This is a genomic window from unidentified bacterial endosymbiont (assembly GCF_918797525.1).
GTDB lineage: Bacteria > Pseudomonadota > Gammaproteobacteria > Enterobacterales > Enterobacteriaceae > Enterobacter.
Map to the genome: position 1 here is coordinate 1,391,175 of NZ_OU963893.1, position 15,246 is coordinate 1,406,420.

Annotated in this window: 15 protein-coding genes; 12 read left to right on the forward strand and 3 right to left on the reverse strand. The window is 55.4% G+C overall.

The window, feature by feature from the left end; all coding sequences use genetic code 11:
- Positions 1-88: 88 nt before the first annotated feature.
- The 4 genes from qseE to glnB all read left to right on the forward strand — a co-directional run bounded on the left by qseE (position 89) and on the right by glnB (position 4,023).
- Entirely contained in the window at positions 89-1,522 is a 1,434-nt protein-coding gene (gene qseE, locus NL510_RS06660; protein WP_253382637.1) for a two component system sensor histidine kinase QseE/GlrK, read from the forward strand.
- Entirely contained in the window at positions 1,519-2,271 is a 753-nt protein-coding gene (gene qseG / locus NL510_RS06665; RefSeq protein WP_253382639.1) for a two-component system QseEF-associated lipoprotein QseG, read from the forward strand. Before qseE ends, qseG begins: the two co-directional genes overlap by 4 nt.
- Positions 2,268-3,605, forward strand: coding sequence for a two-component system response regulator GlrR (gene glrR, locus NL510_RS06670; protein ID WP_253382641.1), 1,338 nt, complete (start codon positions 2,268-2,270; stop codon positions 3,603-3,605). Before qseG ends, glrR begins: the two co-directional genes overlap by 4 nt.
- 79 nt (positions 3,606-3,684) lie before the next feature.
- Entirely contained in the window at positions 3,685-4,023 is a 339-nt protein-coding gene (glnB, locus tag NL510_RS06675) for a nitrogen regulatory protein P-II (RefSeq protein ID WP_003860685.1), read from the forward strand.
- A 35-nt stretch (positions 4,024-4,058) separates the two neighbouring features.
- On the opposite strand, the gene hmpA is transcribed toward glnB, so the two are convergent.
- Positions 4,059-5,249, reverse strand: coding sequence for an NO-inducible flavohemoprotein (hmpA, locus tag NL510_RS06680; protein ID WP_253382643.1), 1,191 nt, complete (start codon positions 5,247-5,249; stop codon positions 4,059-4,061).
- A 305-nt stretch (positions 5,250-5,554) separates the two neighbouring features.
- Between hmpA and glyA the strand changes: the two genes are divergently transcribed.
- Together glyA and NL510_RS06690 are read left to right on the forward strand one after the other, a co-directional pair.
- A complete protein-coding gene (glyA, locus tag NL510_RS06685) occupies positions 5,555-6,808 on the forward strand; it encodes a serine hydroxymethyltransferase (RefSeq protein WP_253382645.1) in 1,254 nt (417 codons plus the stop codon).
- Positions 6,809-6,991: 183 nt separating this feature from the next.
- The gene (locus NL510_RS06690) at positions 6,992-8,131 is read left to right on the forward strand and encodes a 3-phenylpropionate MFS transporter (RefSeq protein WP_253382647.1); all 1,140 of its coding nucleotides are present in this window, start codon (positions 6,992-6,994) and stop codon (positions 8,129-8,131) included.
- On the opposite strand, the gene csiE is transcribed toward NL510_RS06690, so the two are convergent.
- Positions 8,132-9,409, reverse strand: coding sequence for a stationary phase inducible protein CsiE (csiE, locus tag NL510_RS06695; RefSeq protein WP_253382649.1), 1,278 nt, complete (start codon positions 9,407-9,409; stop codon positions 8,132-8,134).
- 125 nt (positions 9,410-9,534) lie between these two features.
- Between csiE and NL510_RS06700 the strand changes: the two genes are divergently transcribed.
- Both NL510_RS06700 and NL510_RS06705 read left to right on the forward strand, forming a co-directional pair.
- Positions 9,535-10,173: a DUF1007 family protein gene (locus NL510_RS06700; RefSeq protein WP_253382650.1), complete on the forward strand. Its 639-nt coding sequence runs from the start codon at positions 9,535-9,537 to the stop codon at positions 10,171-10,173.
- A complete protein-coding gene (locus NL510_RS06705; protein ID WP_253382651.1) occupies positions 10,164-11,144 on the forward strand; it encodes a nickel/cobalt transporter in 981 nt (326 codons plus the stop codon). Before NL510_RS06700 ends, NL510_RS06705 begins: the two co-directional genes overlap by 10 nt.
- A gap of 46 nt (positions 11,145-11,190) precedes the next feature.
- Here the strand turns inward: NL510_RS06705 and suhB are convergent, their stop codons facing one another.
- Positions 11,191-11,994, reverse strand: a complete 804-nt coding sequence (suhB, locus tag NL510_RS06710; protein ID WP_253382652.1) for an inositol-1-monophosphatase — start codon at positions 11,992-11,994, stop codon at positions 11,191-11,193.
- Positions 11,995-12,127: 133 nt separating this feature from the next.
- Between suhB and trmJ the strand changes: the two genes are divergently transcribed.
- From trmJ to iscU, 4 genes are all read left to right on the forward strand, one after another.
- Positions 12,128-12,859 (forward strand): tRNA (cytosine(32)/uridine(32)-2'-O)-methyltransferase TrmJ, encoded by a 732-nt coding sequence (trmJ, locus tag NL510_RS06715; RefSeq protein ID WP_253382654.1) that lies wholly within the window; start codon positions 12,128-12,130, stop codon positions 12,857-12,859.
- Between the two features lie 149 nt (positions 12,860-13,008).
- Positions 13,009-13,500 carry a Fe-S cluster assembly transcriptional regulator IscR gene (gene iscR / locus NL510_RS06720; RefSeq protein ID WP_253382656.1) on the forward strand — a complete coding sequence of 164 codons (492 nt, stop codon included), beginning with the start codon at positions 13,009-13,011 and terminating at the stop codon, positions 13,498-13,500.
- Positions 13,501-13,617: 117 nt separating this feature from the next.
- The gene (locus NL510_RS06725; RefSeq protein WP_253382658.1) at positions 13,618-14,832 is read left to right on the forward strand and encodes an IscS subfamily cysteine desulfurase; all 1,215 of its coding nucleotides are present in this window, start codon (positions 13,618-13,620) and stop codon (positions 14,830-14,832) included.
- A 23-nt stretch (positions 14,833-14,855) separates the two neighbouring features.
- Complete coding sequence (gene iscU, locus NL510_RS06730; RefSeq protein WP_005120408.1) at positions 14,856-15,242, forward strand: Fe-S cluster assembly scaffold IscU; 387 nt, start codon at positions 14,856-14,858, stop codon at positions 15,240-15,242.
- Positions 15,243-15,246 lie beyond the last annotated feature (4 nt).

The window sequence follows — 15,246 nt, forward strand, 5'->3', positions numbered from 1 at the left end:
ACAAAGCCGGGTTTTTACCCGGCTTTGTTGTACCTGAAGGGCAGACTCAGTTACGCTCTCCTTACCTTCACACTAAGAGAGTATTGCGTTGACACGCTGGCCCGTTTTTCCTCGCTCCCTGCGACAGCTCGTGATGATGGCATTTTTGCTGATCCTGCTGCCTTTGCTGATACTGGCATGGCAGGCGTGGCAGAGCCTGAATGCGCTCAGTGCCCAGGCGGCATTAACTAACCGCACGACGCTGATTGATGCCAGACGCAGCGAGGCGATGACCAACGCCGCGCTGGAGATGGAACGTAGCTATCGTCAGTATTGCGTTCTTGACGATCCTACCCTGGAAAAGGTCTACCAGAACCAGCGTAAACGCTACAGTGAAATGCTGGACGCCCATGCGGGCGTGTTGCCGGACGATAAACTGTATCAGGCGTTACGTCAGGATCTTAATGATTTAGCCCAGTTGCAGTGTAAGAACAGCGGCCCCGATACCGCCGCCGCCGCGCGTCTTGAAGCCTTTGCCAATGCCAATACGGAGATGGTTCAGTCCACCCGCACGGTCATCTTCTCGCGCGGACAGCAGCTACAGCAGGAGATAGCCGAGCGCGGTCAGTTCTTTGGCTGGCAAGCGTTAGTGCTCTTCCTGGTCAGCCTGGGGCTGGTTCTGCTGTTCACCCGCATGATTATCGGCCCGGTGAAGGGCATTCAGCGAATGATCAATCGCCTGGGAGAGGGGAAATCCCTCGGGGACGCGGTCGTCTTTACGGGCCCACGCGAGCTGCGCTCCGTCGGGCAGCGCATTATCTGGCTCTCCGAGCGCCTGGCATGGCTGGAATCGCAGCGTCATCAGTTCTTGCGTCATATCTCCCATGAGCTTAAAACGCCGCTTGCCAGCATGCGTGAAGGAACGGAACTGCTGGCGGACGAAGTGGCGGGGCCATTAACCCCTGAACAGAAAGAAATTGTCGATATCCTTGATGCCAGCAGCCGCAACTTGCAAAAGCTGATTGAGCAACTGCTGGACTACAACCGTAAGCTTGCCGATGGCGCGGTGGTGCTGGAAAAAGTCGACATTGAGCCGCTGGTGGATATGGTTGTCTCCGCCCATAGCTTGCCGGCAAGAGCTAAAATGATGCATACCGGGGTGGACCTCAGTGAACCCGCCTGTCTGGCTGAACCCATGCTGTTAATGAGCGTACTGGATAATCTTTATTCTAACGCGGTGCACTATGGTACTGAATCCGGTAACATTTACATCCGTAGCTATATCAATGGTTCTCGGGTAATAATCGATGTCGCCAATACCGGGACCCCAATCCCAAACGACGAAAAAACGATGATTTTTGAACCCTTTTTCCAGGGGAGTCATCAGCGCAAAGGTGCGGTGAAAGGAAGCGGCCTTGGCCTGAGTATCGCCCGGGACTGCATACGACGGATGCAGGGTGAGTTATACATTGTCACGGACGAACGTTCAGATGTTTGCTTCCGTATTGAACTGCCCCCTGAGCCGGAAAAATCAATGAAATGAATCTAAGTCTGGTGAGTATGTCACACGTCTTTTTCCGCGCCGCACGCGCGGTGTTTTCCAGCAAAAAATTACGCCTGAGTCTGCCATGTTTGCTTCTGGTGGGCTGTGTTTCCCATGCGCCAAAAAGTGCAATCAGCGACAAAACCGAAGACAAATTGCCAGAAAAACAACTCGCTGACTTTCTGAGTATCCCCTGTGAGGGGATCTGGCATTTAACCAGCCATGAGGCCGAAATGAACCCGTTGTTCTGGCTGCGTGGCATTGATTGCGCGCAGCGTCTGGCGCCCGTTGATGCGCGAGCGCAAGCTGCAACGTGGAGTGAGGACCGCTGGCAGGACAACTTCAGGCGCGCGATATTACTCGCGGATGCCAAAATTTCTCCCGTTGAGCGCCGCGCCAATACCGCACGGCTGGATGCCTTAAGCGCCAATATTCCGGCACAGGTTCGCCCGGTGTATCAACTCTGGCGGGACGGGCAGGCATTGCAACTGCAGTTATCCGAAGAGCGAACCCGCTACAGTAAATTGCAGCAGACAACGGATGGCGAGCTGGATATGCTGCGCCAGCAGCAGGAATCCTTGCGCACGCAGCTCAATACCACCACGCGCAAGCTGGAAAACCTGACCGATATCGAAAGGCAGCTCTCAACGCGTAAACCGGCGGGAAACTATCTGCCTGACGCGACGAAAAGTAATCCGGCCTCGGCGCCGGACGCTGATGCGCAGAAACAAGAGGAAGAGAAGCCATGACAAGCCGTAAACCCGCTCATCTCCTGCTGGTGGATGACGATCCGGGGCTGTTAAAGCTGCTGGGTATGCGCCTGGTGAGTGAAGGCTACAGCGTGGTGACCGCTGAAAGTGGGCAGGAAGGGCTGAAGGTGCTCAGTCGTGAGAAGATTGATCTGGTCATCAGCGACCTGCGGATGGATGAAATGGATGGATTGCAGCTGTTTGCCGAGATCCAGAAGCAGCAGCCAGGCATGCCGGTGATTATTCTCACGGCCCATGGCTCTATCCCGGATGCGGTCGCGGCGACACAGCAGGGCGTGTTCAGCTTCCTGACCAAGCCGGTGGATAAAGACGCGCTCTATAAAGCGATCGACAGCGCGCTGGAACATGCCGCACCCTCAAATGACGAAGCCTGGCGGGAGTCGATTGTCACGCGCAGCCCGATTATGCTGCGCCTGCTCGAACAGGCGCGGATGGTTGCGCAGTCTGACGTCAGCGTCCTCATTAACGGCCAGAGCGGAACCGGGAAAGAGATCCTTGCGCAGGCGATCCACAACGCCAGCCCGCGCAGTAAAAATGCGTTTATCGCCATTAACTGCGGCGCGCTGCCGGAGCAACTGCTGGAGTCCGAACTGTTTGGCCATGCCCGCGGCGCCTTTACCGGCGCGGTGAGCAGCCGTGAAGGGCTGTTCCAGGCGGCGGAAGGGGGCACGCTTTTCCTCGACGAAATTGGCGATATGCCCGCGCCGTTGCAGGTTAAACTGCTGCGTGTTCTGCAGGAGCGAAAGGTTCGCCCTCTGGGCAGCAACCGCGACATCGACATCAACGTTCGTATCCTCTCCGCCACGCACCGCGATCTACCGAAAGCCATGGCCCGCAATGAGTTTCGTGAGGATCTTTATTATCGCCTGAACGTGGTGAACCTGAAAATTCCTGCCCTTGCCGAGCGTGCGGAAGATATCCCCCTGCTGGCAAATCATCTGTTGCGTCAATCTGCCGATCGCCATAAACCTTTTGTGCGTGCGTTTTCCACCGATGCCATGAAACGGTTAATGACCGCAAGCTGGCCGGGCAACGTGCGCCAGCTGGTGAACGTCATAGAGCAGTGCGTCGCGCTGACCTCCTCGCCCGTGATCAGCGATGCGCTGGTGGAGCAGGCGCTGGAGGGGGAAAATACGGCCCTGCCAACCTTTGCCGAAGCGCGAAATCAGTTTGAACTCAATTATCTGCGCAAGCTGCTGCAGATAACCAAAGGCAACGTGACCCATGCGGCGCGAATGGCCGGGCGCAACCGTACCGAGTTCTACAAGCTGCTCTCTCGCCACGAGCTGGAAGCAAACGATTTTAAAGAGTAGTACCGCAAAATTCGCCTGAATATGATACTGTAAGCAACCGATTACGAGCAGCTTACAGGCAAGAGTTTAAGGACCCACCATGAAAAAGATTGATGCGATTATTAAACCTTTCAAACTGGATGATGTGCGTGAAGCGCTGGCGGAAGTGGGCATCACCGGGATGACAGTTACGGAAGTGAAGGGTTTTGGTCGTCAGAAGGGCCACACCGAGCTTTACCGTGGCGCAGAGTATATGGTGGACTTTTTGCCGAAAGTGAAAATTGAAATCGTGGTGAGCGACGATATCGTCGATACCTGCGTCGATACCATTATCCGCACGGCGCAGACCGGTAAAATTGGCGACGGTAAAATCTTCGTCTTTGACGTGGCGCGCGTGATCCGTATCCGTACCGGTGAAGAAGATGACGCCGCAATCTGATGATAAAAAGCCCCTGCGCAGAGGGGCTTTTGACCTTACAGCACCTTATGTGGCCCGAAACATTCGTAATGAATGCTGTCTTTATTCACCCCCAGTTCCACCAACTGCTTCGCGGCAAACTGCATAAACGCCACCGGCCCACACAGGAAGAACTGCATATCCGCTGCGCTGATCGTCTCTTCATGTATGCTTAAATTCATCAGCCCTTCGCCGTCGAAATGTGCCGCCGCACGGTCAGCCTCCGTTGGCAGACGATACCAGGTGTACGCCTTAAAATGCGGCAAACCCATCGCCAGCGTTTTCACTTCATCGGCAAAGGCGTGCACGTCGCCGTTTTCGGCAGCATGGAACCAGTTAACCTGAGCGCTATGCCTGGCGTTAACGAGGGTATCCAGCATCGCCAGCATCGGCGTTTGTCCCACACCTGCAGAGATCAGTGTGACCGGGGTATTGGCCTCGACCGCCATAAAGAAATCACCCGCAGGCGCTGCCAGATGTACCACATCCCCCACCCTGGCGTGGTTGTGCAGCCAGCCTGAGACCTGGCCGCCATCCTCGCGTTTCACCGCAATGCGATAGCCTTTTCCGTTTGGCTTACGGGTGAGTGAATACTGGCGAATTTCCTGATGCGGGAAGCCCTCAGGCTTCAGCCAGACGCCCAGATACTGGCCTGGCTGATAATCCGCAACGGGCTGGCCGTCCACCGGCTCAAATTCAAAGCTGGTAATCAGCGCGCTACGGGGTGTTTTCTCTACAATACGGAACGTGCGCGTACCTTCCCAGCCGCCGCGCTTGCTGGCGTTTTCGCTATAGATTTGCGCTTCACGGTTGATAAAGACATTTGCCAGCACGCCGTAGGCTTTGCCCCAGGCGTCCAGCACCGCCTGACCCGGGCTGAACAGCTCGTCCAGCGTGGCCAGCAGGTGGGCGCCAACGATGTTGTACTGCTCAGGTTTGATCTGAAAGCTGGTATGTTTCTGCGCGATTTTCTCAACCGCAGGCAATAACGCCGCCAGGTTTTCGAGATTGCTGGCGTAGGCTGCGATGGCATTGAACAGGGCTTCGCGCTGATCGCCATTACGCTGGTTGCTCATGTTGAAAATCTCTTTCAACTCCGGGTTATGCGCGAACATACGATCGTAAAAATGGGCGGTGAGTTTAGGGCCCGTTTCAACCAGCAGGGGAAGAGTAGACTTAACGGTAGCGATGGTGTGAGCGTCTAACATAGCAGCTTCCTTGAAAGGTGATTTTAATGATGTATTTTAAATGCATCTTATAAAAATACCCCTGCAATGTAAATGGTTCTTTACCACGTGAAAAATGTGCATCACAAAGCTGAAAAGAAATCCGTTGAAAATGACCAGGTTTTTATTCCTCGGACCCTTGTGTGGCGTGAAGGTAAACGTTTGCGTAAAATCGTTTGTCAAGACCTGTTATCACCGAACTAATCAGTTATACTGTTGCGCGTTGTCCAACTGGACTGCCTTTTTCAGGGCAAAATTTTTATCGTTAGCTGAGTCAGGAGATGCGGATGTTAAAGCGTGAAATGAACATTGCCGATTATGATGCCGAACTGTGGCAGGCTATGGAGCAGGAAAAAGTACGTCAGGAAGAGCACATCGAACTGATCGCCTCCGAGAACTACACCAGCCCGCGCGTGATGCAGGCGCAGGGTTCTCAGCTGACCAACAAATACGCTGAAGGTTACCCGGGCAAGCGCTATTACGGCGGCTGTGAGTATGTTGATATCGTTGAACAACTGGCTATCGACCGTGCAAAAGCGCTGTTTGGCGCAGACTACGCAAACGTGCAGCCGCACTCCGGCTCCCAGGCTAACTTCGCGGTCTACACTGCGCTGCTGCAGCCGGGCGATACTGTACTGGGTATGAACCTGGCGCAGGGCGGCCACCTGACTCATGGCTCACCGGTTAACTTCTCCGGCAAACTGTACAACATCATCCCTTACGGTATCGATGAGTCCGGTAAAATCGACTATGACGATATGGCGAAGCAGGCGCAGACCCATAAACCGAAGATGATCATCGGCGGTTTCTCCGCTTACTCCGGCATTGTTGACTGGGCAAAAATGCGTGAAATCGCAGACAGCATCGGCGCATACCTGTTCGTCGACATGGCGCACGTAGCCGGTCTGATTGCCGCAGACGTATACCCGAACCCGGTTCCACACGCGCACGTCGTGACCACCACCACCCACAAAACCCTGGCGGGCCCACGCGGTGGCCTGATCCTGGCGAAGGGCGGCGACGAAGAACTGTACAAAAAACTGAACTCAGCCGTCTTCCCAAGCGCGCAGGGCGGCCCATTGATGCACGTTATCGCAGCCAAAGCTGTGGCGCTGAAAGAAGCGATGGAGCCAGAGTTTAAAGTTTACCAGCAGCAGGTCGCTAAAAACGCCAAAGCAATGGTGGAAGTGTTCCTGGCGCGTGGTTACAAGGTCGTTTCTGGCGGGACGGAAAACCACCTGTTCCTGCTGGACCTGGTTGATAAGAACCTGACCGGTAAAGAAGCTGACGCCGCCCTGGGCCGCGCCAACATCACCGTGAACAAAAACAGCGTGCCTAACGATCCAAAGAGCCCGTTCGTAACCTCCGGTATCCGTATCGGCTCCCCGGCGGTAACGCGTCGCGGCTTCAAAGAAGCGGAAGTAAAAGCGCTGGCGGGCTGGATGTGTGACGTGCTGGACAGCATCAATGACGAAGCGGTTATCGAGCGCGTCAAAGGTCAAGTTCTGGAGATCTGTGCTCGCTTCCCGGTATACGCTTAGTTCTTCTGATTTGCATAAATAAAAAAGGCCGCGCTTGCGGCTTTTTATATGGGCTAACGTCGGCCCGCAGAGAGTGGCCCCGGGGCTGGTAAATGTTAATTTATCGTTAATTTATAGCGCGTTAACGGCTTGCTAAAGTCAGGGATTAGCGCCAGACTATCGCCTCCATTTCGGGAGGGATTCATGGTCTTGCATTCCACGCGCTGGCTGGCGCTCAGCTACTTTACCTACTTCTTTAGCTACGGTATTTTTTTGCCTTTCTGGAGCGTCTGGCTCGCAGGTATTGGTCTTACTCCGGAAACCATCGGCGTGCTGCTGGGGGCAGGGCTGGTGGCCCGTTTTCTGGGGAGCCTGTTAATCGCGCCGCGCGTTAGCGATCCCTCCATGCTTATCAAAGCAGTGCGGATCCTGGCGCTATTAACGTTGGTCTTTGTCGCCTGCTTCTGGGTCAGCAACTCGTTTGCCTGGCTGATGGTGGTGATGGTCGGCTTTAACCTGTTCTTCTCGCCGCTGGTTCCGCTGACGGATGCGCTGGCAAATACCTGGCAAAAACAGATAACCATGGACTATGGCCGCGTGCGCCTGTGGGGATCAATAGCCTTTGTGATCGGCTCTGCGTTGGTGGGTAAACTGGTCAGCCTTTACGATTATCGCGCTATTCTTGCCCTGTTGAGCATCGGCATCGCCTCCATGCTGTTGGGCATGCTGCTGCGCCCGTCGGTGATGCCGCTGGGGGAAAGTCGCCATCAGGAAAGCGCAGGCTGGCCCGCCTGGAGAAGCCTGGTCATGCAAAGCTGGCGTTTTTTGGCCTGCGTCTGCCTGCTGCAGGGCGCGCACGCCGCCTATTATGGCTTTAGCGCTATCTACTGGCAGAAGGCGGGGTACTCTGCGTCTGCGGTCGGTTACCTGTGGTCGCTGGGCGTGGTTGCTGAGGTGATCATCTTCGCCCTCAGCAACAAGCTGTTCCGTCGTTTTGGCGCCCGTGACCTGCTGCTGCTCTCAGCGGTATGCGGCGTGGTGCGCTGGGGGATTATGGGGTGGACCACTGAACTGCCGTGGCTGATCGCGGCGCAAATCCTGCACTGTGGGACCTTCACCGTTTGTCATCTGGCGGCCATGCGCTATATCTCGGCACGTGAAGGCGGGGAGGTTATTCGCCTGCAGGCGGTCTATTCAGCCGTGGCGATGGGCGGCAGTATTGCCATCATGACGGTGTTTGCGGGCTTCCTGTACCAGTATCTTGGTCATGGCGTCTTCTGGGTGATGGCGCTGGTCGCGCTGCCGGCAATGTTTTTTCGTCCAACGGTGGCGGCGCGAGCCTGATCAGGATTCCAGCATCGCGCGAATATGGTCTTGCTGCTGAGAGTTCAGCGTCTCAACGGCGTGGATAAGCGGTGGTGAGAACAGGGGCAGAACGGTAGGATAGGGGGTGATAACCAGCGCCGCTTCGCGCGGGGCCCCCTCTTTCTGAAAAGCCTGGAGCGCCAGATAGCGAATATTGAGCGGCAGTAGCGTCAGTTCACGCAACTGCTGCTCAATATGCTCCTCACACGCTTTGTCTGCGCCCATGAGCAGGATCACCTGCTTTTCGTGTAAGTCAGTCTCCTGCATGAGCCAGGCACCAAAAATCACCGCCACCAGGCTCATCTCCTCATCAGAAAAACGTAGCCCAAACTCGGCTTCAAGTTCAAACAGCGCCTCTTTGGTGGTGCGCAACAGGCGCGGGTAAAGGCGGTGGATCTCTTCAGGCAGGCTGTTATCTATGCCGATTTCAAACAGCGAGCGGTCCAGCGCCTGAGCGAGATGAATATAGAGCCGATCGGTCAGCCCCTGTTCATCACTAAACTTCATCCCGGTTAGCGCCCGAAAGCGGGCGACCATCCGCACTATCGTGCGGCGCAGACGCTGATCCTGCTGGTGTTTATCCAGCACCGGATCGGGCGTGCGTAACATCATAAACAACAGCGCCAGAAACAGCTGTTCATCGCTGTGCGTACCCTGAGGAACGCGTCGTTTCCAGTGACGAACGATCTCCTGCGCCGTGAAATATTCTCCTCTCGACTGTGTCCAGCCGCGCTGTATGGGGGAAAACTGCGGGGTATTGCCCTGATGGTGCTGAATCAGACAATATTGCAAATAGAGCTGCAAAAACTGGATATCGCGGCATTCAAACTGGCGTTGGAGTCTGCGCGAACAAAAGCTGATCAACGCCCGCAGGTTCGCATCGTCGTAAAGCGGACGGGCAATGCCGTGCTGTTTAAGCGCGGTTTTTAACGCTGGGGTAAACTGGTGCAAGACGAACTGCGGGCAAAGACGCAGCGCCCTGCGCAGCCAGTGCAGCAGGCATAAACGCTGATTGAGGGCCGAACCTTCAATCCGGTAGCTGCCGTCAGGGTGCGTGACGATATCGAGCCGGTGGTAGCGCTGGATTTCATCCCTCGTCTCGGCTATATCTTGCCGTGCCATGGCGTCGTCCACGCCATTCGCAGCGATTATGCTCTGTGCGTTAATGGCAGCATCGGGCAGGTAAAGCATTAAAAGCACCTGGCAGCGGCGCTGCGAGCTGGAAAGCACAGATGGAATTTCAAGCGTCGTCATCATCTGTCAGGTATCCAGTGGGAATGAGTGATAAGAATAGCTAAAGGATGGGCGCTGAAAAGCGCACCGGCTGGCCTTTCACTCAGGATTGCTGGCGAACATCACAGAATTTTTGACGTGGGGAACAGATGCAAATAGTTAAACAAAGCGCGATGGCGTTATTTTTGACGGTTTTTACATTCACCGCCAGCGCGCACCCTCACAGCTTCATCAGCCTGAAAACAGAGCTGGTAACGGACGGGGCGCAGCTTAGCGGCCTGAAAATGCGCTGGACGATGGATGAAATCACCTCCGCGGATCTGCTCTATGATGCGGGCAACGCAAAGCCCGGAGATGACGTCTGGAAAAAACTGGCGGCGGAGGTGATGGCCAACGTGCTGGGCCAGCACTACTTCACCGAGTTCTGGCATAACGGACAAAAGGTAAAATTCCTCAACCGGCCGACGGAATACGCGATGTCGCGCGAAGGGCATCAGGCGGTGCTGACGTTTATCCTCCCGCTGGCGCACCCGCAGCCGCTGTCCGGACAGACGTTCACCTTTTCAACCTTTGATCCCACCTATTATGTCGATATGCGCTACGGCGAAGAGGATGATGTGACATTGCCGACGAGCCTGCAAAAAACCTGTAAGCTGGCAGTCCATACGCCGAAGCCCAGCGAAGAGATGCTCAACTTTGCGGTCTCGCTCGATAAAGCCGATGCGCCGCCAGAAGATATGGAGTTGGGTAAACATTTTGCACAGGAGGTGACCTTACAATGTCAGTAATTGCTTCTCCGCTCAGAAAATCACGCCGCTGGCCGCACCTTTGGCCGCTGGCGCTCTTTTTACTGTTAGCCGTTTGCGGGGCGCTATGGTTGTGGCACGCCTGGCCGCAGGTGATGTTGAAAAGTATCGTCTGGCAGCGTGAAGTCAACCAGCAGCTGAGCGGCTTGTTAAAAGCGGTGGCGGAAAATCCAACGCAAGCGGGCGGTTCCCTGCTGGCGTTCAGCTTTATTTACGGCGTGCTGCACGCGCTGGGGCCGGGGCACGGCAAGATTGTCATTACCACCTGGCTTGCCACCCATCCGTCGAAGCTCAAATCCAGCATCGGCCTGACGCTGGCCTCCTCTCTGCTGCAGGGCGGCGTGGCGATTGCGCTGGTGGTCGTTGTGCTTACCCTTTTACGGCTTCCCGCGCGTCAGTTGCACCTGAGCAGTTTCTGGCTGGAGAAGGGGAGTTATGCGCTGGTGGGGGTGCTGGGCGTTATTCTCTGCTGGCGAGCGCTGAAAAAACTGCGTGCGCTATTGAAAAAACCGACATTCAAAGCCTTTACCCCGCATCACGTTCACGATGCGCAGTGCGGGTGCGGGCATCAGCACTTGCCGACGCAAGAACAACTGCAGAACGGCGACGACTGGCGGGCACGGTTGATGATTGTTCTCTCCATGGGCATGCGACCGTGCTCGGGCGCGATTATGGTGTTGTTGTTCAGTAAAGTGATTGGCGTGTTCGGCTGGGGAATGCTCTCGGCGTTAGCCATGGCGGCGGGAACCTCATTGACGATCTCCTCCCTGGCCCTGCTGGTCCACAGTTTTCGTCAACTGGCGGTAAAACTCAGCGGCAACAAAACGCCGGTACTGTGGCGGCAGGTCGGGTGGGCGACGCTTGCGCTGGCGGGGGGCGTTATTCTGCTGGTGGCGGCGGTGACAATGTGGACGAGCGCGGTGCCGGTGGGCAGAGGGTTGCGGCCGTTTTAGGGGGTCAGTGTTGTGCCCTCACCCATAGGGGAGAGCACGACCGGCATTAACGCTTCAGCGCTTCACTCAGTTCATCACGCATGTTCGCCAGCATAGCTTTAACAACGCGTGGGTTACCGGCAACGATATTGCCGGTGGTCATGTAGTTGTGCCCACCGGTGAAATCACAAACAATGGCGCCGGCTTCGCGTGCGATCAGCTCGCCCGCAGCAAAGTCCCACGGCTTCAGCGACAGCTCGAAGTAACCGTCAACACGGCCGGTCGCCACATAGGCCAGATCCAGCGCAGCAGAACCGGTGCGACGGAAGTCAGCACATTCGGTGAACAGTTTGCCCAGGATATTCATATAGGGAGTGGCGTGCTGCTTCGCCTTGAACGGGAAGCCGGTCGCCAGAATGGTGCCGTCCAGATCGCGTGCATTGCTGCAGCGCAGACGGTAGCCGTTCAGCTGTGCGCCCTGACCGCGGGTGGCGGTAAACAGTTCGTTACGCATTGGATCATATACAACGGCGACTTCAGTACGGCCCTTAATGCGTACGGCGATAGACACAGAGAAGTGTGGCAGGCGTTTTACGAAGTTGGTGGTGCCATCCAGTGGATCGATAACCCATTGAACATCCTGATCGATACCTTCATGTTCACCGCTTTCTTCGGTGATGATGGTGTGCTGCGGGTAAGATTTACGGATCGTTTCGATAATAATCGCTTCTGCGGCTTTATCGACGTTAGTCACGAAATCATTGCTGCCTTTCTGGCTGGTTTCTACGGAGTCTGGCGTTTCGTAGTGTTTGGCAATTACATTACCCGCCTTGCGCGCTGCGCGCACGGCGATGGTCAGCATCGGATGCATCGGTCTCTCTCACTGGATGTTAAAGAACAGGAAAATCGGCGCAGAGTATAGCACCGGGATCGGATTATGTCTCTCGATTATGATAATATGCCGGAATATTCTTCAGACACTGACTTTCAGACACCTAAAAATTATGCTGCAAAACATTCGAATCGTGCTGGTTGAAACTTCGCACACCGGCAACATGGGCTCCGTAGCCCGCGCGATGAAAACCATGGGCTTAACTAACCTGTGGCTGGTCAATCCCCTGGTCAAACCAGACTCTCAGGCTATTGCGCTGGCTGCAGGCGCCAGCGATGTGATCGGCAATGCGCAGATCGTCGATACTCTCGACGAAGCCCTCGCCGGATGCAGCCTGGTGGTTGGCACCAGCGCACGCTCGCGCACGCTGCCGTGGCCAATGCTGGACCCGCGTGAATGCGGCTTGAAAAGCGTATCGGAAGCTGCACACGCGCCGGTGGCGCTGGTGTTTGGCCGTGAGCGCGTTGGCCTGACCAATGATGAACTGCAGAAGTGCCACTATCACGTAGCCATTGCCGCCAACCCGGAATACAGCTCGCTGAACCTGGCGATGGCGGTACAGGTTATTGCCTATGAAGTGCGCATGGCGTGGCTGGCGACCGGGGAACAAGGTTCTGCACAGTCGCAGGACGAGGCCGTTTATCCCCTGGTCGACGATCTGGAACGCTTCTACGGCCACCTGGAACAGACGTTGCTGGCAACCGGATTTATCCGTGCGGATCATCCCGGCCATGTGATGAACAAGCTGCGCCGTATGTTCACCCGCGCGCGTCCTGAAAGCCAGGAGCTGAACATCCTGCGCGGTATTCTGGCGTCGATCGAACAGAAAAACACAGCGCCATAAACGGCACGGAAGGTCAAATACCTGACTAAAACAGTCAAGTAAATAGTTGACCAATTTAGTCAGGAATGTCAGACTTGGCCCTGCTATGCAATACCCCCATTTTACAATAAAAAACCCCGGGCAGGGGCGAGTTTGAGGTTAAGTAAGACATGAGACTGACATCTAAAGGGCGTTATGCCGTGACCGCGATGCTGGACGTTGCGCTCAACTCAGAAGCGGGCCCGGTTCCGTTGGCTGATATTTCTGAACGACAGGGGATCTCCCTCTCTTATCTGGAACAGCTGTTCTCCAGACTGCGTAAAAATGGACTGGTTTCCAGCGTCCGTGGTCCGGGCGGCGGATATCTGCTCGGTAAAGACGCGGGCAGTATTGCAGTAGGCGAGGTCATTAGCGCTGTTGATGAATCCGTTGACGCGACCCGTTGCCAGGGTAAAGGCGGTTGCCAGGGCGGCGATAAGTGCCTGACCCACGCGCTGTGGCGCGATCTGAGCGACCGTCTGACCGGCTTTTTGAACAACATCACCCTGGGTGAACTGGTCAATAACCAGGAAGTTCTGGACGTATCCGACCGTCAGCAAAGCCATGAGTCACAACGTAGCACCCGCGCGCAAGACGCTATCGACGTTAAGTTACGCGCTTAGTAAAACGAGTAAAATTTTAGAATCAGGCCGGGGTGGTAACACCCCGTGTACTCGGCCGTACATCCAGCCGGTTGCCTGATTCCTTGCATTGAAGCGATGTACGGAGTTTATAGAGCAATGAAATTACCGATTTATCTCGACTACTCCGCAACCACGCCGGTGGACCCGCGTGTTGCCGAGAAGATGATGCAGTGTCTGACCCTGGACGGAAACTTTGGTAACCCAGCTTCCCGTTCACACCGTTTTGGCTGGCATGCTGAAGAGGCGGTCGATATCGCCCGTAATCAGATTGCTGAGCTGGTGGGCGCCGACCCGCGTGAAATTGTTTTCACCTCTGGCGCAACCGAATCCGACAACCTGGCGATCAAAGGTGCGGCCAACTTTTATCAGAAAAAAGGCAAGCACATTATCACCAGCAAAACCGAACACAAAGCCGTGCTGGATACCTGTCGTCAGCTGGAGCGTGAAGGGTTTGAAGTGACCTACCTCGCCCCGCAGAGCAACGGGATAATCGACCTGAAAGCGCTTGAAGCGGCCATGCGTGACGACACCATTCTGGTCTCCATCATGCACGTGAATAATGAAATCGGCGTGGTGCAGGATATCGCGACCATCGGCGAAATGTGCCGTGAGCGCGGCATCATCTATCACGTTGACGCAACCCAGAGCGTGGGCAAACTGCCTATCGACCTGAGCCAGCTGAAAGTTGACCTGATGTCCTTCTCCGGCCACAAAATTTATGGCCCTAAAGGTATCGGCGCACTCTACGTTCGTCGTAAACCCCGTATCCGCATTGAAGCCCAGATGCACGGCGGCGGTCACGAGCGCGGCATGCGCTCCGGTACGCTGCCTGTTCACCAGATCGTGGGCATGGGCGAAGCTTACCGTATTGCGAAAGACGAGATGGAAACCGAGATGGCGCGCCTGCGCACGCTGCGTAACCGTCTGTGGGACGGCGTGAAAGATATGGAAGAAGTGTATCTGAACGGCGACCTTGAGCAGGGCGTACCAAACATCCTCAACGTCAGCTTCAACTATGTTGAAGGCGAATCGCTGATTATGGCCCTGAAAGACCTGGCCGTTTCTTCCGGTTCTGCCTGTACCTCTGCAAGCCTCGAGCCATCCTACGTGCTGCGTGCGCTGGGTATGACCGACGAGCTGGCGCACAGCTCTATCCGTTTCTCTTTAGGTCGTTTCACTACCGAAGAAGAAATTGACTACACCATCAAGCTGGTTCGTAACGCCATTGGCCGTCTGCGCGACCTTTCTCCACTGTGGGAAATGTTTAAGCAGGGCGTGGATCTGAACAGCATTGAATGGTCACATCATTAATCGGTAGGTAAGGAGATTTCATCATGGCATATAGCGAAAAAGTTATCGATCATTACGAGAACCCACGCAACGTTGGTTCTTTCGACAACAGCGACGAAAGCGTTGGTAGCGGCATGGTCGGCGCGCCGGCCTGCGGCGATGTGATGAAGCTGCAGATCAAAGTTAACAATGAAGGTATCATTGAAGACGCGCGCTTCAAGACCTACGGCTGCGGCTCTGCAATCGCCTCCAGCTCCCTGGTCACTGAATGGGTGAAAGGCAAGTCTCTGGATGAAGCACAGGCCATCAAGAACACGGATATTGCTGACGAACTCGAACTGCCGCCGGTGAAAATTCACTGTTCTATTCTGGCTGAAGACGCAATCAAAGCCGCTATTGCGGACTATAAAAGCAAACGTGAAGCAAAATAATTGA